Here is a 19,621-nt window from a genome sequence, read left to right as displayed (position 1 = left end):
CAGGATTAGGCTTGATCCTCGCGCACGCGCAGCATCGCAAGCGCGGCGGCCGCCATCACCACTGCTCCCACCAGCATGGTCCACTTGGGGTCGGTGGGGAAGAAGCTGCGGATCACTCCGCCCATGATCGTCGCGACCATCAGCTGCGGCACGACGATGAAGATGTTGAACACGCCAATATAGATGCCGAACTTGTGCGGCGGCAGCACGCGCGTGAGGATCACGTAGGGCATCGCCAGGATCGAGGCCCAGGCAATGCCGACGAACACCATCGGCAGCAGCAGCAGCCATGCGTCGCGCAGCACGAGCAGCAGAAGAAAGCCCACTCCGCCGCCAAGCAGGCACAGTGCATGGGTTCGCGCATTCCCGATCCGCTTCGCGAGAACCGGCAGCAGGAACGCGGCGAGCGCGGCGACGCCGTTGTAGAATGCGAACATCACGCCCACCCAGTCTGCGCCCGCGTTATAGGCCGCGCCTATCGTGTCAGTCGCACCGAAGGCGTTCCGGGTGACGACCGGGGTCGTGTAGATGAACAGGATGAACAGCGCGGTCCAGGTAAAGAACTGGGCTACCGCCAGCTGGCGCATCTGCGCGGGCATCTGCGCAAGGTCACTCATGATTTCTGCCAGTGCACCTCTGGCTCTGGTGGCGCGCAGCACGATCTGCGCAAGGCCGAAGAGGGCGAGGCCGCCGCCTAGCACATAGAGCTGTTTGTCGAGCCCCATTTCATTCACGATCGCCAGAAGACCGGCACCGATCAGCAGCCACATCGGCCCGCGCGGCGAATAGACAAGCGGCTGCCCATGCTGCGCGGCATTGGCGTGGTCGCTGTTGAACGCAGCCATTTCCTCGGGGCTGTATTCGCGCACCCGCAAGGCCGTCCACGCCACCGCCAGCACCATCGCCGCCGCGCCGATCGTGAAGCTCAGCCGTACCGAATCCGGCACCACGCCCTCTGGCGCGGTATTGGATATCCCGAGATGCGCGAAAACGGCCGGCAGCAGGCTGCCGATCACCGCGCCCGCGCCGATAAACCAGGTTTGCAGTGCAAAACCCTGTGCGCGCTGGTCGTCCGGCGTCATGTCGCCCACAAAGGCGCGGAAGGGTTCCATTGCGATATTGAGCGATGCGTCGAGCAGCCAGAGGAACCCGGCGGCCACCAGCAGAACGCCTGCTTGCGGCAAGCCCAGCAGCGCCAGCGCCGCAAGCACCGCGCCTGCTACGAAGTAGGGCCGCCGCCGTCCGAAACGCCCCCAGGTGCGGTCCGAGTAATGCCCGATCAGCGGCTGCACGATCAGGCCTGTCACCGGCCCGGCGATCCACAGGAACGCAAGATCGTCGACACTGCTGCCGAGCGACTGGAAAATGCGGCTGACATTGGCGTTCTGCAACCCGAACGCGAGCTGGATGCCGAAAAAGCCGAAGCTCACATTCCACAGTCCCCAGAAGGACTGCTGCGGTTTCTGACGAGTTGTCACGCCGTTCGGCTCCCCCATGCGCCCGCATAGCGGGTGCATCTGCTTTGTTATCTCTGCCTGATCCCTAGGCCAGCGCAGCGCCCTCGGCAGCAATGCATACGAATGTCATCCATATGCCTGCATGATTATTCCGCTCTGGACTACCCGCCGGTGCTGCCGCGCACCACGAGCCGGGTGGGCAGGAAGGGCGAGGGCGGGGGCTTGTCCTCGACTTGCGCCATGACCGTCTCGACCAACGCGACGCCGGCGTGGCGCATGTCCTGCATCACCGTCGTCAAAGGCGGGGAAGTGAGGCTGGCTGCCGGGATATCGTCGAAGCCCACCACCGCAACATCGCCGGGGACGCTGAGCCCCGCCTCGGCCAGCGCGCGCATCGCGCCGATAGCAATGAGGTCACTTGCGGCGAAGATCGCGTCGAAGGGCTTGCCGTTCCTCAAGAGCTTGCGCGCCGCCTGATAGCCCAGTTCCTCGGAGGAAACGGCCGGGGCAACGAGGTCGGGATCATGCGTCAGGCCCGCGGTTTCCACCGCGCGGACAAGGCCTTCATAGCGGTTCTTGAACTCGGGATAGTGGCTGTCTGCCTGCCCCAGAAACGCGATCTTGCGCCGTCCGCGCGCCAGCAGATGCTCGCCCGCGAGGCGCCCGGCGCCGAAATTGTCCGAGCCGACCGTCGCGCCTAGCGCATCTGGCTCTACGGCGCCCCAGCGCACGAAATGCGCGCCGCTACGCACGAGCTGGCGTAGGCGGCTTTCGTAAAGCGTGTAGTCGCCATAGCCGAGCAGGATCAGCCCATCGGCCCGGTGGCTGTCCTGATAGCGTTTGTGCCAATCATCATCGAGCCGCTGGAACGAGATCAGCAGATCGAGCCCGCGCGCCGCGCAATGCCGCGTGATCGACCCCAACATGGCGAGAAAGAACGGATTGATGCCGGATTCGTCCGGCGTCGGATCCTCGAAAAACAGCAGCGCCAACGTGTTGGAGCGCTGCGAGCGGAGCGAGGAGGCGTTCTTGTCGACCGTGTAGCCAAGCTGGCGCGCGATCGCCTCGATCTTCTGGCGCGTGGCGAGGCTGACCGACTTGCTGCCCCGCAGCGCCCGGCTCACCGTCGGCTGCGAGACCCCCGCCAGATAGGCGATGTCGAAACTGGTCGGCTTGTTGGAAGGCCTGCGGCCCATCGCGTGCAACCTCCTCCGCACCGCCGCGGTTTTCCCCCGCATGGTCGGCATGGCTGCAGTCTACGCATGGAAATGCATGGAAGCAATTGCCCCGGAGGACTCATGGCGTTCAACGCATTGTGCAGGCGCCATGCGTGACAAATCGGCCTCACCGCAGTGCTCCAAACGCCCGGAATTCCGATGGTATACGTATGCCATATTCGTTCCTTGCCATGCCGGGCCTACCCAGCGCCTCGTACTGAACCCGGAAAAACCGCGTTCCGACAACGTCGAGGCCACGATCTGGCCGCATGGGGGAGATCTGATTTCCATGGCTAAGCACACCCTTTTTGCTATCCGTCTGGGCAGTTCGGCGATTGCGCTGACCGCTGCCGCTCTTGCTGCACCCGCCTTCGCGCAGGATGCCGCGCCGCAGGCCGCTGCCGAAGCACCCGCCGCCGATGATGGCGCCATTGTCGTCACCGGCTACCGCGCCTCGCTTAATGCCTCGGCCTCGATCAAGCGCGGCGCGCCGACCATCGTGGAAGCGCTCTCGGCCGAAGACATCGGCAAGCTGCCCGACGTGTCGATCGCGGATTCGCTCGCTCGTCTGCCCGGCGTCACCTCGCAGCGTCTTGAAGGCCGCGACCAGCGCCTTTCGATCCGCGGCCTCGGCCCCGATTTCGGCACCACCCTGCTGAACGGCCGCGAGCAGGTCACTGTCGGTGACAACCGCGGCGTCGAGTACGACCAGTACCCGGCCGAATTCTTCAAGAACGTCGTCGTCTACAAGGCCCCGACCCCGTCGCTGGTCGCCGCCGGCATCGCCGGCACGGTCGACCTGCGCATGCTGCGCCCTCTTGCGCAGAAGGACCGCATCGTCTCGGTGCAGCTGCGCGGCCAGATGAACGGCCAGAAGAAGCTCAACCCCGATGGTAGCCGCTATGGCTACCGCGCTTCGGCCGCCTACGTCGACAAGTTCGCAAACGACACCTTCGGCATCGCCATCGGCGTCTCGGCCACCGACGCGCCCTCGCAGAACGAGCGCTACAACGCCTGGGGCTTCCCGAACGAAGGCGCAGCCGGCGGCAACCTGTTCCTCGGCGGCGCCAAGCCCTACGTCCAGTCGAACAAGCTGCAGCGCTACGGCGCTGTCGCCACGCTGGAATACCAGCCGAGCGACAACTTCCACTCGACCCTCGACGTGCTCTATTCGCACTTCAAGGAAACCCAGATCCTGCGCGGCATCGAATTCCCGATCGCGCCGGCATGGGGTTCGGGCGCCACGGTGCAGCCCGGCTACACGGTCGACAACGGCCTCGTCACGCAGGCCACTGTTTCCGGCGTTCACGCCGTGCAGCGCAACGACCGCAACAAGCGTGAGGCAGACAACTTCTCGATTGGCTGGAACAACGTCATCGGTCTCAGCGACACGATGCACCTGACCGTCGACGCGTCCTACAGCACTGCCAAGCGCACCGACGATCTGCTCGAGACCTACACCGGCACCGGCTACGGCGCGACGGGTGCTTCGGACACGCTCAAGATTTCGGCCAATCCCAACGGCACGTTCGATATCGTCCCGACCCTCAACTATGCCGACAAGTCGCTGTTCGGCCTGACCGACCCGCGCGGTTGGGGCTACAACGGCACCAAGGCCGTCGTGCAGGCGGGCTTCCTCAACCGTCCGAAGTTCAAGGACGATCTGCTTTCGCTGCGGGCCGACCTCGACGGTTCGCTCGAAGGTGCGGGCCCGCTCGCGGGCTGGCAGATCGGCGCGAACTTCAGCCGCCGCAAGAAGACCTCGGCGTTCACCTCGTTCTTCCTGTGCCCCAAGGGCGCCGGCAGCGACTGCTCGGTGGACAGCGGGACTCCGAAGTTTGCCGCCATTCCGGATCAGGCCGTCGTCGGCACCGTGCCGCTCGCCTACCTCGGCGTGCCGCAGATGCTCGCGCTCAATCCTGTCTACCTCCTCAACAACTCGCTGGCCTCGGTCTACGACAACCGTCCGGTCTCGCTGGTGCGCGACAACAGCGTGACCGAGAAGGTGTGGACCGGTTACGCCATGGTGAAGCTTGACGGCGACGTCGGCGGCAAGAAGCTCACCGGCTCGATCGGCGTGCAGGCGGTCTACACCGACCAGAGCTCGACCGGTTCGATCTCGAACTTCGACTCGGCCACCGGAACCGTGCTCGTCGTTCCTGCCACGGGCGGCGACAAGTTCTGGCGCGTCCTGCCGAGCGCGAACTTCTCGCTTGAAGTTGCCGATGCCACCTACGTCAAGCTGGCCGGCTCGCTCAGCATGGTTCGTCCGCGTCTCGATCAGGAGCGGGTGAACCAGGAGCTGAGCTTCAACTTCCAGAACCTTGGCTCGAACGATCCGACCCGGCCGTTCTTCCAGTCGAACGGCGGTAACGCGCAGCTGCGTCCCTACCGTGCGGCTAACGTGGACGTCTCGGTCGAACACTACTTCCCGAAGGGCGGCTACGTGTCGCTGGCCGGTTACTACAAGAAGCTGACCGACTTCGTGAATCCTCAGCGCAACCTGCCGTTCGACTTCGCGACCGTCGCGGCCTCGCTGCCGGCAGCTATCCGCAACCAGCTCGCAACCACGGTTGGCGTTGTCTCGCAGCCGCTCAACGATGGCGGCGGCTCGCTCAAGGGCGCAGAGTTCACGCTCTCGCTGCCGTTCTCGCTGCTCACGCCTTCGCTTGACGGCTTCGGCTTCTATGGCAGCGGCTCGTACACCGACAGCACGATCCGCCTGAACAGCGATCCGACCAACCCGATCACCCTGCCGGGCCTGTCGGACTGGGTGGGCAACGCCTCGGTCTACTACGAAAAGCACGGCCTCCAGGTCCGCGCTTCGTATCGCTACCGCTCGAAGTTCCTCGCCGAGGTCGCTGGTCTTTCGGCCAACCCGACCTACCGCACGGCGAAGGCGGAAGGCATCCTCGACGCCCAGATCGGGTATGACTTCCAGCCCGGTACGGCGCTCGAAGGCCTCTCGATCCTGTTCCAGGCGCGCAACCTCACCGATCGTCCGTTCATCACCTACCAGAACAACGATCCGCGCCAGGTGATCGACTACCAGCGCTACGGCCGGGACTTCTACATCGGGCTCAGCTACAAGTTCTAATAGCTATGCGGGGTTCGGGCGGATGGCTTGCTGCAAGTCCATCCGCCCGGTACCTTCCGCCCATGCCTGAAACGATGAAGAGCTGTCGCCAGGCTGCCCGGTCACCGGGCAGCCGCGACAGAACCGCCGCGCCTGCCATGTCTGTCGATGGCCGCCCGGCGCCCGATTTCACCATCCGGACCGCCCCGTCAGTCGGGCCACAGGGAGACTGCGATGCGCAGCACTGAGACCAGCGGTAGCGGACCCAACACCGACCCCGTTCGTATCGTCGTGGCCGGTGGCGGCACGGCGGGCTGGATGACAGCTGCTGCCCTCGGCCATTTCCTTGATGCCGGCTTCACCGTCACGCTCGTCGAATCCGAAGAGATCGGCACCGTCGGCGTGGGCGAGGCGACGATCCCCCAGATCCGCATGTTCAATCAGGCGCTCGGGATCGACGAAGACGCTTTCATCCGTGCCACGCAGGCCACTTTCAAGCTCGCGATCGAATTCGTGGGCTGGGGCGCGCCGGGCGAACGCTACATGCATGCATTCGGCGATGTCGGCCGCGATGTGGGGCTCTGCGCCTTCCACCACTATTGGTCGCGGGGCCGCCGCCTTGGCATTGCCGGGCCGCATGGCGCTTATGCAATCAACGATGTCGCCGCACGCGCGGGCCGCATGCATCGCGGCGCTCCGCTGACCAGTCGCAACATCCCCGAAATGCCGCACGCGTTTCACTTCGACGCGGGGCTCTATGCCGCCTTCCTGCGCCAGTTCGCGGAAGGCCGGGGCGTCACCCGGCGCGAAGGCCGGATTTCCGAAGTCCGGCAGGATCCGCTGAGCGGCGATATCACAACGCTTGTCCTTGCCTCTGGCGAGGAAATTTCCGGCGACCTCTTCATTGATTGCACCGGCTTTCGCGGCCTACTGATCGGTGGCACCATGGGCAGCGGTTATGTCGACTGGAGCCACTGGCTGCCCTGCGACCGCGCGCTGGCCGTGCCGAGCGGCCGTGCCCCGGACTTCACTCCTTATACCCGCGCCACCGCGCACACCGCAGGGTGGCAGTGGCGCATTCCGCTCCAGCACCGCACCGGCAATGGCCGCGTCTATTGCAGCGCCTTCACCTCGGACGACGAGGCGGCTGACAGCCTGCTTGCCCACCTCGATGGCCCTGCGCTTGCGGATCCCAGGCCCATCCGCTTCACCACCGGGCGCCGCAGCGAGGCGTGGCGCGGCAATGTGATCGCGGTCGGGCTTGCCAGCGGCTTCCTTGAACCGCTGGAATCGACCAGCATCCACCTGATCCAGACCGCGATCTCGCGCATCCTCAAGTTCCTGCCCGGCAAGGACCAGACCCAGGCCGCGCGCAATGAATACAACCGCCAGTTTACCTTCGAGATGGAGCGCATCCGTGATTTCATCGTGCTGCACTACCACGTGAACCAGCGGCCCGAACCGTTCTGGCAGGCGATGCGCGAGATGGCGCTGCCTGACACGCTGAGCGACCGCATCGAGCTGTTCCGCGCCAACGGCCATATCTTCCGCCACGGTGACGAACTGTTCGGGGAAGTGGGCTGGTTCCAGGTCATGGCGGGGCAGGGGATCGTCCCGCAGCGCAGCCACGCGCTGGCCGAGACAATCGACGAGGCCGATCTCAAATCCTACCTCGAAACGTTGAACGGGCTCTACGTCCGCGAGGTGGAGCGCTATCCCGGCCATGCCGATTTCATCGCCCGCCATTGCGCCGCGCCGCCGCTCAATCTCGGGGCCGCCGCGTGAAGCGCTGGGCAAGCCTTGCCGCGTTGGCCGTGCTCGCTGTAGCCAGCGCGCCTGCCCGCGCCGATGTGCCACTCGATGCCGTGCGTGCGCGCCCGGCGGCGGGCGAGGTGATCTACTTCCTCCTGCCCGACCGGTTCGAAAACGGCGATCCCGCCAACGATCGCGGCGGCCTCAAGGGCGACCGGCTCAAGACCGGCTTCGATCCTGCTTCGAAGAGCTTTTACCATGGCGGTGATCTCAAGGGCCTGATCCAGCGGCTCGACTACATAAAAGGCCTCGGCGCGACCGCGGTCTGGGTCGGTCCGGTGTTCAAGAACAAGCCGGTGCAGGGCGTGCCGGGGCTGGAGAGTGCCGGTTATCACGGCTACTGGATCACCGACTTTACCCGCGTCGATCCGCATTTCGGCACCAACGCCGATTTCAAGGCGCTGGTCGATGCCGCCCATGCGCGCGGGCTCAAGGTCTACATGGACATTATCGCCAACCATACGGCTGATGTGATCCAGTTCCGCGAGCCGGATGCCGCCGGCGGCTTCCCCTATCGGTCCCGCGCGGACTACCCCTATTCGCGCAAGGCCGGCGTGAACGGGCCGGCGATCAATGCAGGTTTCGCGGGCGATCAGGATTCCTCGCCCGCCAACTTTGCAAAACTCACCGATCCCGCCTTCGCCTACACGCCCTTCGTTCCCGCCGGTGAAGCGCACGTCAAAGTGCCTGAATGGCTCAACGATCCGGCGTTCTACCACAACCGGGGCGACACCACCTTCACCGGTGAAAGTGCCCGTTTCGGTGATTTCGTCGGTCTGGATGATCTGTTCACCGAACATCCCCGCGTTCGCGAGGGCATGATCGCTATCTACCGGCAATGGATAGAAGACTTCGGCATAGACGGCTACCGCATCGACACCGCGCGCCATGTCGACCCCGGATTCTGGCAGGCGTTCATCCCGGCCATGCTTGAGACTGCCAAAGCCAAAGGCATTCCCAACTTCACGATCTTCGGCGAAGTCGCGCGGGAGGAGCCGAGCAACGGCTATATCGCGCAGTATACCCGGCGCGACGGCTACCCGGCTGTGCTCGATTTCGCCTTCGAAGGCTCGGTCCGCGCGGTGCTGGGGCAGGGCAAGGGCACCAGCGTGCTGGCCGAACTGTTCGATGGCGACGTGCTCTACGAAGGGGGCGAGCAGGCGGCGCTCGCCATGCCGACGTTCCTTGGCAATCACGACATGGGCCGCTTTTCCTCGCTCGTCCGCCATGACCGGCCCGGGATCAGCCAGGCTGAACTCGAAGCACGCGTCCGCCTCGCCCATGTCATGCTGCTCACGCTGCGCGGTTCGCCGGTGATCTACTATGGCGACGAACAGGGCTTTATCGGTGATGGCAACGACACGGATTCGCGCGAGGATATGTTCCCGAGCAGAACGGCGAGCTACCTCGACAATCCCGTGCTTGACACAACCCGCCCGGCCAGCGCGGACCACTTCGATCCCGCGCACCCGTTCTACCGCCTGATCCGCGATCTCGCCGCCCTGCGCGCCGCGCATCCGGCGCTGGCGCGCGGACGGCAGGTGGTGCGCGGATATGAGGAGAAGCCGGGCCTGTTCAGCGTCTCGCGCTTCGATCCCGATACGGGCGAGGAGTATCTCATCGCCTTCAACACCTCGGACGCTCCGATCCATGCCGCCAGCGTCGTCGGTACTTCGGCTGAAGCGATTGAAACGCTGTTCGGCGCCTGCCCGGCGCGCGTTGCTGCGCCGGGCAGCGTCACGCTCGATCTTCCCGCGTTCGGCAGCGCGGTGTGCCGCCTTCTCCCTTCCTCCCCAGGGACACAGACTACCCGATGACTCAAGCAAAACGCCTTGCTCAGCCAAACCCCGCACCGGCCGATCTGCCGTGGTGGCGGGGCGCTGCCATCTACCAGATCTATCCGCGCAGCTTCTGCGATGCGAACGGGGACGGGATCGGCGATCTGCCGGGGATCACCCAGCGGCTCGATCATGTCGCCGCGCTCGGTGTCGATGCGATCTGGGTCTCGCCCTTCTTCACTTCGCCGATGCGCGATTTCGGCTACGACGTCGCGGATTACTGCGACGTCGATCCGATCTTCGGCACGCTCGCCGATTTCGACAAGATGGTCGCGCGCGCGCACGAACTTGGCCTCAAGGTCACCATCGATCAGGTCTATGCCCATACCTCCGATCAGCATCCGTGGTTCGAGGAGAGCCGCCAGAGCCGCGACAATCCGCGCGCCGATTGGTACGTCTGGGCCGATCCGCAAGAAGACGGCTCGCCACCATCCAACTGGCAGTCGGTGTTCGGAGGCCCCGCATGGACGTGGGACGCCCGCCGCTGCCAGTACTACATGCACAATTTCCTGAGCAGCCAGCCCCAGGTCAACGCGCACAATCCCGCCGTGCAGGATGCGCTGCTGGGGGTCATGAAGTTCTGGCTGGACCGGGGCGTCGACGGCTTCCGCATCGATGCGCTCAATTTCCTGATGCACGACCCGGGCCTGCGCAACAATCCGCCCGCGCCCTACGACGGTCGCCGCCGCACCCGCCCGTTCGATTACCAACTCAAGATCTACAACCAGTCGCACCCCGGCATTGTCGGCTTCATCGAGCGACTGCGGGCGCTGTGCAACCGCTATGGCGCCGTGTTCACGCTGGCTGAAGTCGGCGGCGATCTGGCCGAAACCGAGATGAAGGAATTCACCGCCGGTGACGAACGGCTCAACAGCGCCTACGGCTTCGATTTCCTCTACGCCGACCGCCTGACACCGCAGCTTGTGGCAGATACGCAGGCCAAATGGCCCGATGCGCCGGGCACGGGCTGGCCGAGCTGGGCCTTCGAGAACCACGATGCGCCGCGTGCCTTGTCGCGCTGGTGCGCACCGCAGGATGTGGAGGCCTTCGCGCGGATGAAGGCCATGCTGCTCGCCTCGCTGCGCGGCAACATCATCATTTATCAGGGCGAGGAGCTGGGCCTCACGCAAGTCGAGATCCCCTTCGAGCAGGTGCAGGACCCGGAAGCGATCGCCAACTGGCCGCTGACGCTTTCGCGCGATGGCGCGCGCACTCCGCTGCCGTGGCAGGCGCAGGGCGAACAGGGAGGCTTTACCACAGGCACGCCGTGGCTGCCGCTGGGTGCCGAGAATCATGCGCGCGCGGTGGACCGGCAGGACGCCGATCCCGCTTCACTACTCAACCTGACGCGCGCACTGCTGGCGCTGCGCAAGGAAAACATGGCCATGCGCGCCGGTGATTTCACCGTGCTTCATGCAGGTGGCAATGTGCTCGCAATTCGCCGCAGCGCCGAAGGCTCGCGCGTGACGGGCGTGTTCAACATGGGGCATCTGGCTGCGCCCTGGCCCGCTGCAGCCTCTCCTGCTGGTCGCGTGCTGAGCGCCGTCAACGGTGCCGTACCCGGAACACTGCCGCCCTTTGGCGCGCTTTTGATCGAGGAATGACCCAGACCATGCTCCGGTTTACCGTCAAGGCCACTCTTTCGGCGCTCGCCGCCGCTGCGCTGCTTCCTTCCGCCGCACTGGCGCAGGCCGCCCCGCCAAAGGCACAGGTAACCGCCGCCTCGCCCGATGGCACGCTCGTGCTCACCGTCACCACCGATGGCTCGGATCGCCCGGTTTATTCGCTCACGCGAAAGGGCAAATTGCTGATCGGCGCGTCGAAGCTTGGCTTCACGCTGACCGACGGGCTCAATCTGGTGCGCGGCTTCCGCATCACCGGTTCTGAAACCGCGAGCGCTGACAGCACATGGGAACAGCCGTGGGGTGAACGCCGTTTCGTGCGTGATCATCACAACGAAGTGCTCGTACGTTTCGAACAGAACGCGGACTACGCCGGCCGCAAGATGAACGTGCGCTTCCGCCTGTTCGATAGCGGCTTCGGTTTCCGCTACGAACTGCCCGAGCAGCCCGGCCTAAAGACGATGAAGATCGGCGACGAATGGACCGAGTTCGACATCGCGCAGCCGGGCACTGCGTTCTGGGTCGCTGGCCTTGAGTGGAACCGCGAGGAACAGATCTATCAGCGCACGCCGATCGATGCCGTCGCCACTGCGCAGACGCCGATCACCATGCGGCTTGACGATGGCACCCACCTCGCGTTTCACGAGGCCGCGCTGGTCGATTACTCGGCGATGTATTTCAAGCGCGCCGAACGCCAGCTGTTCCGCACGACGCTTGCGCCATCCTCGCGCGGGGCGGCAGTGATCCGCGATCTGCCGTTCAACACCCCCTGGCGCACGATCCGCATTGCCGACAGCGCGGCGGGCCTTGTCGAGAACGATCTCGAGCTCAATCTCAACGAGCCCAACAAGATCGGTGATGTCAGCTGGTTCAAGCCGATGAAGTACATCGGCATCTGGTGGGGCATGATCCGCGGTGACTGGACCTGGGCAGAGGGACCGCGCCACGGCGCCACCACCGCGCGTGCCAAGCAGTATATCGACTTCGCCGCCAAGAACGGTTTCGGCGGTCTCCTCGTCGAAGGTTGGGACAAGGGCTGGAACGGCGACTGGTTTGGCCACGGGCAGGACTTCAGCTTCACCGAAGCCGTGCCCGATTTCGATCTCAAGGCGGTGGCCGCCTATGCTGCAAGGAACAAGGTCCAGCTGATCGGCCACAACGAGACCGGCGGCAATATCGCCAACTACGAAGCCCAGCTCGAACCGGCGATGAAGCTCTACCAGTCGCTCGGCATGCATTCGGTCAAGACCGGCTATGTCGCCGATGCGGGCGGGATCATTGCCCCCGGCGACAAGCCCGGCGAGACGCGCATGGAATGGCACGAAGGCCAGCGCACCGTGCAGCACCATTTGAAGGTCGTCGAGACCGCAGCAAAGTATCAGGTCGCCATCGACGCGCATGAGCCAGTCAAGGATACCGGCCTAAGGCGCACCTATCCTAACTGGATCGACCGCGAAGGCGCGCGCGGCATGGAATACAATGCCTGGGGCGAGTTCGCCAACGGGCCGGACCATGAGCCGACGCTGGTCTATACCCGCATGCTTTCAGGCCCGATGGACTTCACCCCCGGCATGCTGAGCCTTGAAGGCGCGAACCACGTTCCGCTCGCCTCCACGCTCGCCAAGCAGCTCGGCCTCTATCTGGCGATCTATTCGCCGATCCAGATGGCCTCGGACTTCATCGAGAGCCTTGCCGCGCATCCCAAGGAGCTGGAGTTCATCCGCGCTGTCCCCGCCGACTGGTCCGAAAGCCACCTCATCGCCGGTGAAGTGGGCGACTATGCTATCTTCGCGCGCAAGGACCGCAATAGCGAGGACTGGTATGTCGGCGGCGTCAACGATGCCACCGCGCGCGACGTCACGCTCGCGATGGACTTCCTCGACGCGGGCAAGACCTACACGGCGACGATCTGGAAGGACGGGGAAGGGGCGACTTACGCAACCGACGCCCGCCACAGGATCGCCTATGCGACGATGACGGTGAAGAGGGGCGACAAGCTTCCGCTCTGGCTCGCCCCCGGCGGCGGTGCGGCAATCCGGCTCCATCCGGGCAAGTGACCGTGCGGCGCTTCCTCCTCCTGCTCGCCGCGTTGCTTCTGCCGGGGCTAGCGGCAGCGCAGGCGGAAATCGGGCGGCGCATCGAATATGCCGAAGTGCAGGCGGCGGGCCTCCCGCCCCAGCGCCTCACCATCTGGTTGCCGCCGGGCTACGACACCTCCGGCAAGCGCTACCCGGTGCTCTACATGCACGACGGGCACAATCTGTTTGATCTGAAGGCCAGCAATTTCAACAAGATCTGGGCCGCCGACAAGGCCATGCTCAAGGTCATGGCGCAGGGGATCGAACCCCGCGTAATCGTCGCCATCTGGGCACCGGGCAAGGATCGCTTCCGCCAGTATCTCCCGCGCCCGGCCTATGATGCGGCGCCGCCCGCGCTCAAGGCCAGGATGGACGAGATGGCGGGCGGCCCGGTGATCTCGGACGTCTATCTTGCGTGGCTGGCAGGGCCGCTCAAGAGCTGGGTCGATGCCTCTTTCCGCACGCGCCCGGGCCGCGAAGATACCGCCATTGCCGGCTCCAGCATGGGCGGCTTGATGAGCTGCTACGCCATCGCCGCGCGCCCCGATGTCTACGGGCAGGCCGCCTGCGTCAGTTCGCACTGGCCCGCCATCGGCCCCGACACGGTGAAGGGCTTCAATCCCGATACGCTTGCCGTGTGGACCGGCTTCTTCGACCGCACACTTGGCGCGCCTGCCGGTCGGCGCATCTGGATGGACCACGGCACCGCCACGCTCGATGCCTTCTACGCGCCCTATCAGGAACCCATCGACGCCGAGTTCGTCAGGCTGGGCTGGCAGCGCGGCACCGATTTCGAGAGCCGCATCTACCCGGGCGCCGAGCACGAGGAAAACGCTTGGGCCGCGCGCCTGCCGGAGATCTTCGCCTGGCTCTTTCGGCGCTGACGCTTGTCCATTCCAACTTGCATACTTATGCGTGCTGAAGCCCAAGGCATTCGGGTCTAGGGAGCCTTCGGGCGCTCTCGTGAAGCAGCCCGGATGAGGAGTTTGCCGCCCATGGCCGCCACCAGCTGTTCCGCCCTGCTCCTGTTTGGCGCGACCGGTGATCTGTCGCGGCGCATGCTGCTGCCTTCGCTCTATGCGCTGCACGAAGATGGCCTGATCGATCCCACCTTGCGGATCGTCGGCACCGCGCGCTCGGTCCATGACGACGCCGAGTTCCGCGAGATGGCGCGCGCGGCGTTGCTGGAGTTTCTGCCAGCCGACCGCCGCGACGATACGCAGCTGGCAAGCTTCCTCGAGCGGCTCGAATACCAGACACTCGATGCCTCGAAGCCCGAAGGCTTTGCAGGCCTTGCCGAAAAGCTCGGCGATACCTCGTGCGGCCTCTCGATCTTCCTCTCGACCGCGCCCGCGCTGTTCGAACCGACCATCGAGGGCCTGCGCCTCGCCGGCCTCGCCCATGAAGGCGTGCGCATCGGCCTCGAAAAGCCGCTCGGCAACGATCTGGCCTCCAGCCGCCGGATCAACGACGCGGTCGCTGCCGGTTTTAGCGAGCGCCAGATCTTCCGCATCGATCACTATCTCGGCAAGGAAACGGTCCAGAACCTCCTCGCCCTGCGGTTTGCCAACATGATGTTCGAGCCGCTGTGGAACAGCGCCGGGATCGATCACGTGCAGATCACGGTAAGCGAAACCGTAGGCCTCGAGGGACGCAAGGGCTTCTACGATGATACCGGCGCGCTGCGCGACATGGTGCAGAACCATATGCTCCAGCTTGTCGCGCTCACCGCGATGGAGCCGCCGGTCGATTTCGACGCAACTTCGATCCGCGACGAGAAGGTCAAGGTCCTGCGCGCGCTTCGCCCGGTCAAGGCCGAGGAGATGGTGCGCGGCCAGTATGGCGCAGGCGCGGTCGGCGGCAGCGCGGTGACTGGCTATCTCGACGATCTCGGCGGCGCTTCGGACACCGAGACCTATGTCGCGATCAAGGCGCATGTCGACAACTGGCGCTGGCAGGGCGTGCCTTTCTATCTGCGCCACGGCAAGCGCCTTGCCGAACGGCGGAGCGAGATTGTCGTCCAGTTCAAGGGCGTGCCGCACAACATCTTCTCGCAGCGCGGCGGCAAGCTCGCGGCCAACCGCCTTGTCATCCGCCTCCAGCCTGAGGAATACGTGCGGCTGCAGGTCATGGCCAAGGAGCCGGGGCTTGATCGCGGCGGGATCGTGCTGCGCGAGGTCAATCTCGATCTCTCGCTCACCACCGCCTTTGCCAAGGCCCGCCGCCGCATTGCCTATGAACGCCTGCTGCTCGATCTGATCGAAGGCGAGCAGACGCTGTTCGTGCGGCGTGACGAGGTCGAGGCGCAGTGGACCTGGGTCGATGCGATCCGCCGCGTCTGGGCCGATACCAAGCTCGAAGTGAAGCCCTATCCCGCAGGCAGCTGGGGCCCCAACGCCGGCATTGCTCTCACCGAGCGCGACGGGCGCAGCTGGCATGACTGAGGTCACATGGGCCAATCCGGGCGATGCTGCCGCGGTCGCCGCGCATATCGCCCGCGTGCTGGCAAAGCCCGGCCCGAAGCGGCTCGCCTTCACCGGCGGATCGACCCCGCTCAAGGTCTTCGCGCTGCTGGCGCAGCAGAAGCTCGACTGGACCGGCGCAACCATTGCGCTGACGGATGATCGCTGCGTGCCCGATGATCACCCCGCCAGCAATTTCGGAAAGCTCAACGCCGCACTTGCCGGAACCGGCGCGGTGTTCGAGCGTCTGGAGGAAGGCGCGGCGGTGGCCCCCTTCGATCTCGTATGGCTCGGCATGGGCGAAGACGGCCATGTCGCCTCGCTTTTTCCGCACATGCACGCGCTGGTCCGCCCGGGCCCCACGGTGATTGCCACCACTCCGATCCCGCTGCCGCCCGAAGCGCCGTTCGACCGGTTGACGCTCAACAAGCGCGCGCTCAAGGCGGCCACAGAGATCATCCTCGTCGTGACCGGCGCGTCAAAAAGGGCGCTGCTCGAGAAGGTCCTCGCCGGGTCCGACGCTTATCCTGTCTCCGATTTCCTGCGCGGCTACGGACCGCCTGTCACGATCTACTGGAGCGAATGATGCCCCTCAATCCCATTGTCGCGAAGGTCACCGACCGGATCATCGCCCGCAGCGCCGCGACGCGCGCGGCTTACCTCGATCTCATCGCCCGCGCCCGCGATGCCGGGGTCAACCGCGATGTGCTGTCGTGCGGCAATCTCGCGCATGGCTTTGCCGCGGCGGGTGACGACAAGATCGCGCTGCGCACCGGGAAGAGCACCAATATCGGCGTGATCACCGCCTACAACGACATGCTTTCGGCGCATCAGCCGTATGGCCGCTACCCGGAGCAGATCAAGGTATTCGCCCGCGAAGTCGGCGCCACCGCGCAAGTCGCGGGCGGCGTGCCCGCGATGTGCGACGGGGTGACGCAGGGCCAGGCTTCGATGGAGCTGTCCCTCTTCAGCCGCGACAATATCGCGATGGGCACCGCGGTCGGCCTCAGCCACGGCATGTACGAGGCGGCGCTGCTGCTCGGCATCTGCGACAAGATCGTGCCCGGCCTTCTCATCGGCACCCTGCGCTTCGGCCACTTGCCAACGATCCTTGTGCCTGCGGGCCAGATGCAGACGGGCCTCGCCAACAAGGAAAAGCAGCGAATCCGCCAGCTCTACGCCGAAGGCAAGGCGACCCGCGACGAGCTGCTTGAAAGCGAAAGCGCGAGCTATCACAGCGCCGGTACCTGCACATTCTATGGCACCGCCAATTCCAATCAGATGATGATGGAAATGATGGGGCTCCACATGCCCGGCGCCAGCTTCGTCAATCCCGGCACCAAGCTGCGCCAGGAATTGACCCGCGCCGCCGTGCACCGCGTGTCCGAAATCACCTGGGATGGCGACGACTACCGTCCGCTCGGCCATTGCGTCGATGAAAAGGCCATCGTCAACGCCATCGTCGGCCTGCTCGCAACCGGCGGCTCGACCAACCACGTGATCCATCTCCCCGCCATCGCGCGCGCCGCAGGTGTGCAGATCGACTGGGACGACATGGACGAGCTTTCCCGCGCCGTCCCGCTTATCGCCAGCATCTATCCCAATGGCTCGGGCGATGTGAACGGGTTCGCCGAAGCGGGCGGCATGCCCTATGTCATCCGTGAACTGGTCGAGGCGGGTCTGGCCCACAACGATATCCGCACGGTTTACGGCGCATCGCTGCTTGAAGGCGCGCAGCAGCCGGTGCTCGATGGCGATGCGCTGCGCTGGGAGCCTGCGCCGCGCGAAAGCCTCAACCCCGCGATGCTGCGCCCGGTCGCCGAGCCGTTCCAGCCTGAGGGCGGTCTGCGGCTCGTTCACGGCAACCTCGGGCGCGGTACGATCAAGGTCAGTGCGGTTGACCGCAGCCGCTGGACTATCGAGGCGCCAGCCCGCGTGTTTTCCGATCAGAACGATGTGCTGAAAGCCTTCAAGGCCGGCGAACTCGAGCGCGATGTCGTCGTGGTTGTGCGCTTCCAGGGCCCGGCCGCGAACGGCATGCCCGAACTTCACAAGCTGACCCCTTCGCTCGGCGTATTGCAGGACCGCGGCTTCCGCGTCGCGCTCGTCACCGACGGCCGCATGTCGGGCGCCTCAGGCAAGGTTCCCGCCGCGATTCACGTCTCGCCCGAGGCCATGAAGGGCGGCGCGCTCGCGCTGCTCAAGGACGGCGATCTGGTGCGCGTCTGTGCCGAGAGCGGCGAACTCGTGGCGCTGGTGGATGAAGCCGAATGGGCTGCCCGCCAGCCTGCCGAGGCACCGGAAGAGGCAATCGGCGTGGGCCGCGAGCTGTTCGCCATGATGCGCCACTTTGCCGATCCCGCCGAACGCGGCGGTTCGGCCATGCTGGCGCTGGGCGGGCTTTGAGCGCAGGATAGCCGGACCGGCAGGACAAGCCGGACGCGAAGAGGGGGACGAGGGACATGCAACTGGTCGCGGTCGATATCGGCGGAACGCACGCCCGCTTTGCGCTGGCCGAAGTCGAGGCCGGGCGCGTCGTCGCGCTGGGCGAGGCGGTCACGCTCAAGACAGCCGACCACCCCAGCTTCCAGCTCGCCTGGGAAGAGTTTGCGCGCCTCTCCGGCGGCACGCTGCCCCCGGCAGTCGCCATTGCCGTTGCGGGTCCTGTCGGCGGTGAGATCATCCGCTTCACCAACAACCCGTGGATCATCCGCCCCGCGCTGATCCCCGAGAAGCTGGGGGCACCGGACTATGTTGTCGTCAACGACTTCGCGGCGGTCGCTCATGCCGTTGCGCAGGCAGACGATGCGCACTTCCTCCACCTCTGCGGCCCCGAAGTGCCGCTGCCCGAGGAAGGCACGATCAGCATCGTCGGCCCCGGCACTGGCCTTGGCGTCGCGCAGCTCTGGCGCCAGCGCGGCTCCTATCATGTCCAGCCGACCGAAGGCGGCCACATCGATTACGCCCCGCTCGACAAGATAGAGGACGCCATCCTTGCGCGCCTGCGCGGGCGGCATCGCCGCGTCTCGGCAGAGCGCGTCGTGGCCGGCCCCGGCATCGTCGATATCTACGAGACGCTGGCCAGCATTGAAGGCCGCGCGATCACTTCGCTCACCGACAAGGAACTCTGGGCGCTCGGCACCAGCGGGGAAGACAGCCTCGCCGCTGCAGCCGTTGACCGCTTCTGTCTCTCGCTCGGCAGCGTTGCGGGCGATCTGGCGCTGGCGCACGGGGCGGGCGCGCTGGTCATGGCGGGCGGCCTTGGCCTGCGCATCAAGGATACGCTGGTGCGCTCGGGCTTTGCCGAACGCTTCACCTCGAAGGGCCGGTTTGAAAGCATGATGGCCGCGATGCCGGTCAAGCTCATCACCCACCCGCAGCCGGGCCTGTTCGGGGCGGCAGCGGCCTTCGCGCAGGCGCATTCCTGATACCTGGCCTGAACCTTGGCGCTTTTATGAGGACCGGCTGAACCCGCTTGCCAAGCTGGCATGGCTGGCTTAGCCATGCCCTTAACCGAGCGATTAAGGGAAAGAGCGATGTCCTACGAAACGATCCGCGTCGAAATGGTCGGCAATGTCCGCCGCATCGTGCTCAACCGTCCGGAGCGGCTCAACGCCTGCCCGCCCAACATGGCGGTCGAGATCGGCGATGCGCTCTATGACCTCGAAGGTGCGCGCGCGGTCGTGATCACCGGCGAAGGCCGCGCCTTCTGCTCGGGCGCGGATCTTGCCGCCACCGGCAAGCGCAGCGTGGCAGGCGGCGCGGGCAGCTACAAGGCGCTGACCGAGCACTACAACCCGATGATCGCCAAGCTCTCGCGCCTTGGCGTGCCGCTGGTCACTGCGGTCAATGGCCCCGCCGCCGGTGTCGGCTGCTCGATCGCGCTCATGGGCGATTTCGTGCTCGCGGCAAAGAGCGCCTACTTCCTGCAGGCCTTCGTCAACATCGGCCTCGTGCCCGATGGCGGCGCCAGGTCGGTCCTGCGGTGCCTGACCGCGAAGGTGCGCGCGCTGCAGATGATGATGCTGGGCGAACGCGTCGGCGCCGAGAAGGCCGAGG

Annotated in this window: 13 protein-coding genes; 11 read left to right on the top strand and 2 right to left on the bottom strand. The window is 65.5% G+C overall.

The window, feature by feature from the left end:
- Positions 1-5 precede the first annotated feature (5 nt).
- Positions 6-1,496, bottom strand: coding sequence for an MFS transporter (locus Q0071_RS18210; RefSeq protein ID WP_298172933.1), 1,491 nt, complete (start codon positions 1,494-1,496; stop codon positions 6-8).
- Positions 1,497-1,618: 122 nt separating this feature from the next.
- Positions 1,619-2,653, bottom strand: coding sequence for a LacI family DNA-binding transcriptional regulator (locus Q0071_RS18205; RefSeq protein ID WP_298172931.1), 1,035 nt, complete (start codon positions 2,651-2,653; stop codon positions 1,619-1,621).
- Between the two features lie 310 nt (positions 2,654-2,963).
- Here Q0071_RS18205 and Q0071_RS18200 point away from each other — a divergent pair, with 310 nt between their 5' ends.
- From Q0071_RS18200 to Q0071_RS18150, 11 genes are all read left to right on the top strand, one after another.
- Entirely contained in the window at positions 2,964-5,771 is a 2,808-nt protein-coding gene (locus Q0071_RS18200) for a TonB-dependent receptor (RefSeq protein ID WP_298172929.1), read from the top strand.
- Positions 5,772-5,984: 213 nt separating this feature from the next.
- Positions 5,985-7,535, top strand: a complete 1,551-nt coding sequence (locus Q0071_RS18195; protein WP_298172926.1) for a tryptophan halogenase family protein — start codon at positions 5,985-5,987, stop codon at positions 7,533-7,535.
- On the top strand, positions 7,532-9,379 hold the full coding sequence (locus Q0071_RS18190) for an alpha-amylase family glycosyl hydrolase (protein WP_298172923.1): 1,848 nt from the start codon (positions 7,532-7,534) through the stop codon (positions 9,377-9,379). The genes Q0071_RS18195 and Q0071_RS18190 overlap by 4 nt, the downstream gene beginning before the upstream one ends.
- Positions 9,376-11,004, top strand: a complete 1,629-nt coding sequence (locus Q0071_RS18185) for an alpha-amylase family glycosyl hydrolase (RefSeq protein ID WP_298172921.1) — start codon at positions 9,376-9,378, stop codon at positions 11,002-11,004. Before Q0071_RS18190 ends, Q0071_RS18185 begins: the two co-directional genes overlap by 4 nt.
- An 8-nt stretch (positions 11,005-11,012) precedes the next feature.
- Positions 11,013-13,079, top strand: a complete 2,067-nt coding sequence (locus tag Q0071_RS18180) for a glycoside hydrolase family 97 protein (protein WP_298172918.1) — start codon at positions 11,013-11,015, stop codon at positions 13,077-13,079.
- The gene (locus tag Q0071_RS18175; protein ID WP_298172915.1) at positions 13,076-13,984 is read left to right on the top strand and encodes an alpha/beta hydrolase-fold protein; all 909 of its coding nucleotides are present in this window, start codon (positions 13,076-13,078) and stop codon (positions 13,982-13,984) included. Before Q0071_RS18180 ends, Q0071_RS18175 begins: the two co-directional genes overlap by 4 nt.
- A gap of 111 nt (positions 13,985-14,095) precedes the next feature.
- A complete protein-coding gene (gene zwf, locus Q0071_RS18170; protein ID WP_298172911.1) occupies positions 14,096-15,544 on the top strand; it encodes a glucose-6-phosphate dehydrogenase in 1,449 nt (482 codons plus the stop codon).
- The gene (locus Q0071_RS18165; protein WP_298172908.1) at positions 15,537-16,148 is read left to right on the top strand and encodes a 6-phosphogluconolactonase; all 612 of its coding nucleotides are present in this window, start codon (positions 15,537-15,539) and stop codon (positions 16,146-16,148) included. The genes zwf and Q0071_RS18165 overlap by 8 nt, the downstream gene beginning before the upstream one ends.
- Entirely contained in the window at positions 16,148-17,968 is a 1,821-nt protein-coding gene (gene edd / locus Q0071_RS18160) for a phosphogluconate dehydratase (RefSeq protein WP_298172905.1), read from the top strand. The genes Q0071_RS18165 and edd overlap by 1 nt, the downstream gene beginning before the upstream one ends.
- A gap of 56 nt (positions 17,969-18,024) precedes the next feature.
- Positions 18,025-18,990: a glucokinase gene (locus Q0071_RS18155; protein WP_298172903.1), complete on the top strand. Its 966-nt coding sequence runs from the start codon at positions 18,025-18,027 to the stop codon at positions 18,988-18,990.
- A 108-nt stretch (positions 18,991-19,098) separates the two neighbouring features.
- Positions 19,099-19,621, top strand: a 523-nt coding sequence (locus Q0071_RS18150; RefSeq protein ID WP_298172900.1) for an enoyl-CoA hydratase-related protein, incomplete at its 3' end; no start/stop codon positions are given.

Source organism: Novosphingobium sp. (assembly GCF_027486195.1).
GTDB lineage: Bacteria > Pseudomonadota > Alphaproteobacteria > Sphingomonadales > Sphingomonadaceae > Novosphingobium.
Note: the sequence above shows the minus strand (reverse complement) of the source record. Positions and strands in the feature narration are given on the sequence as shown.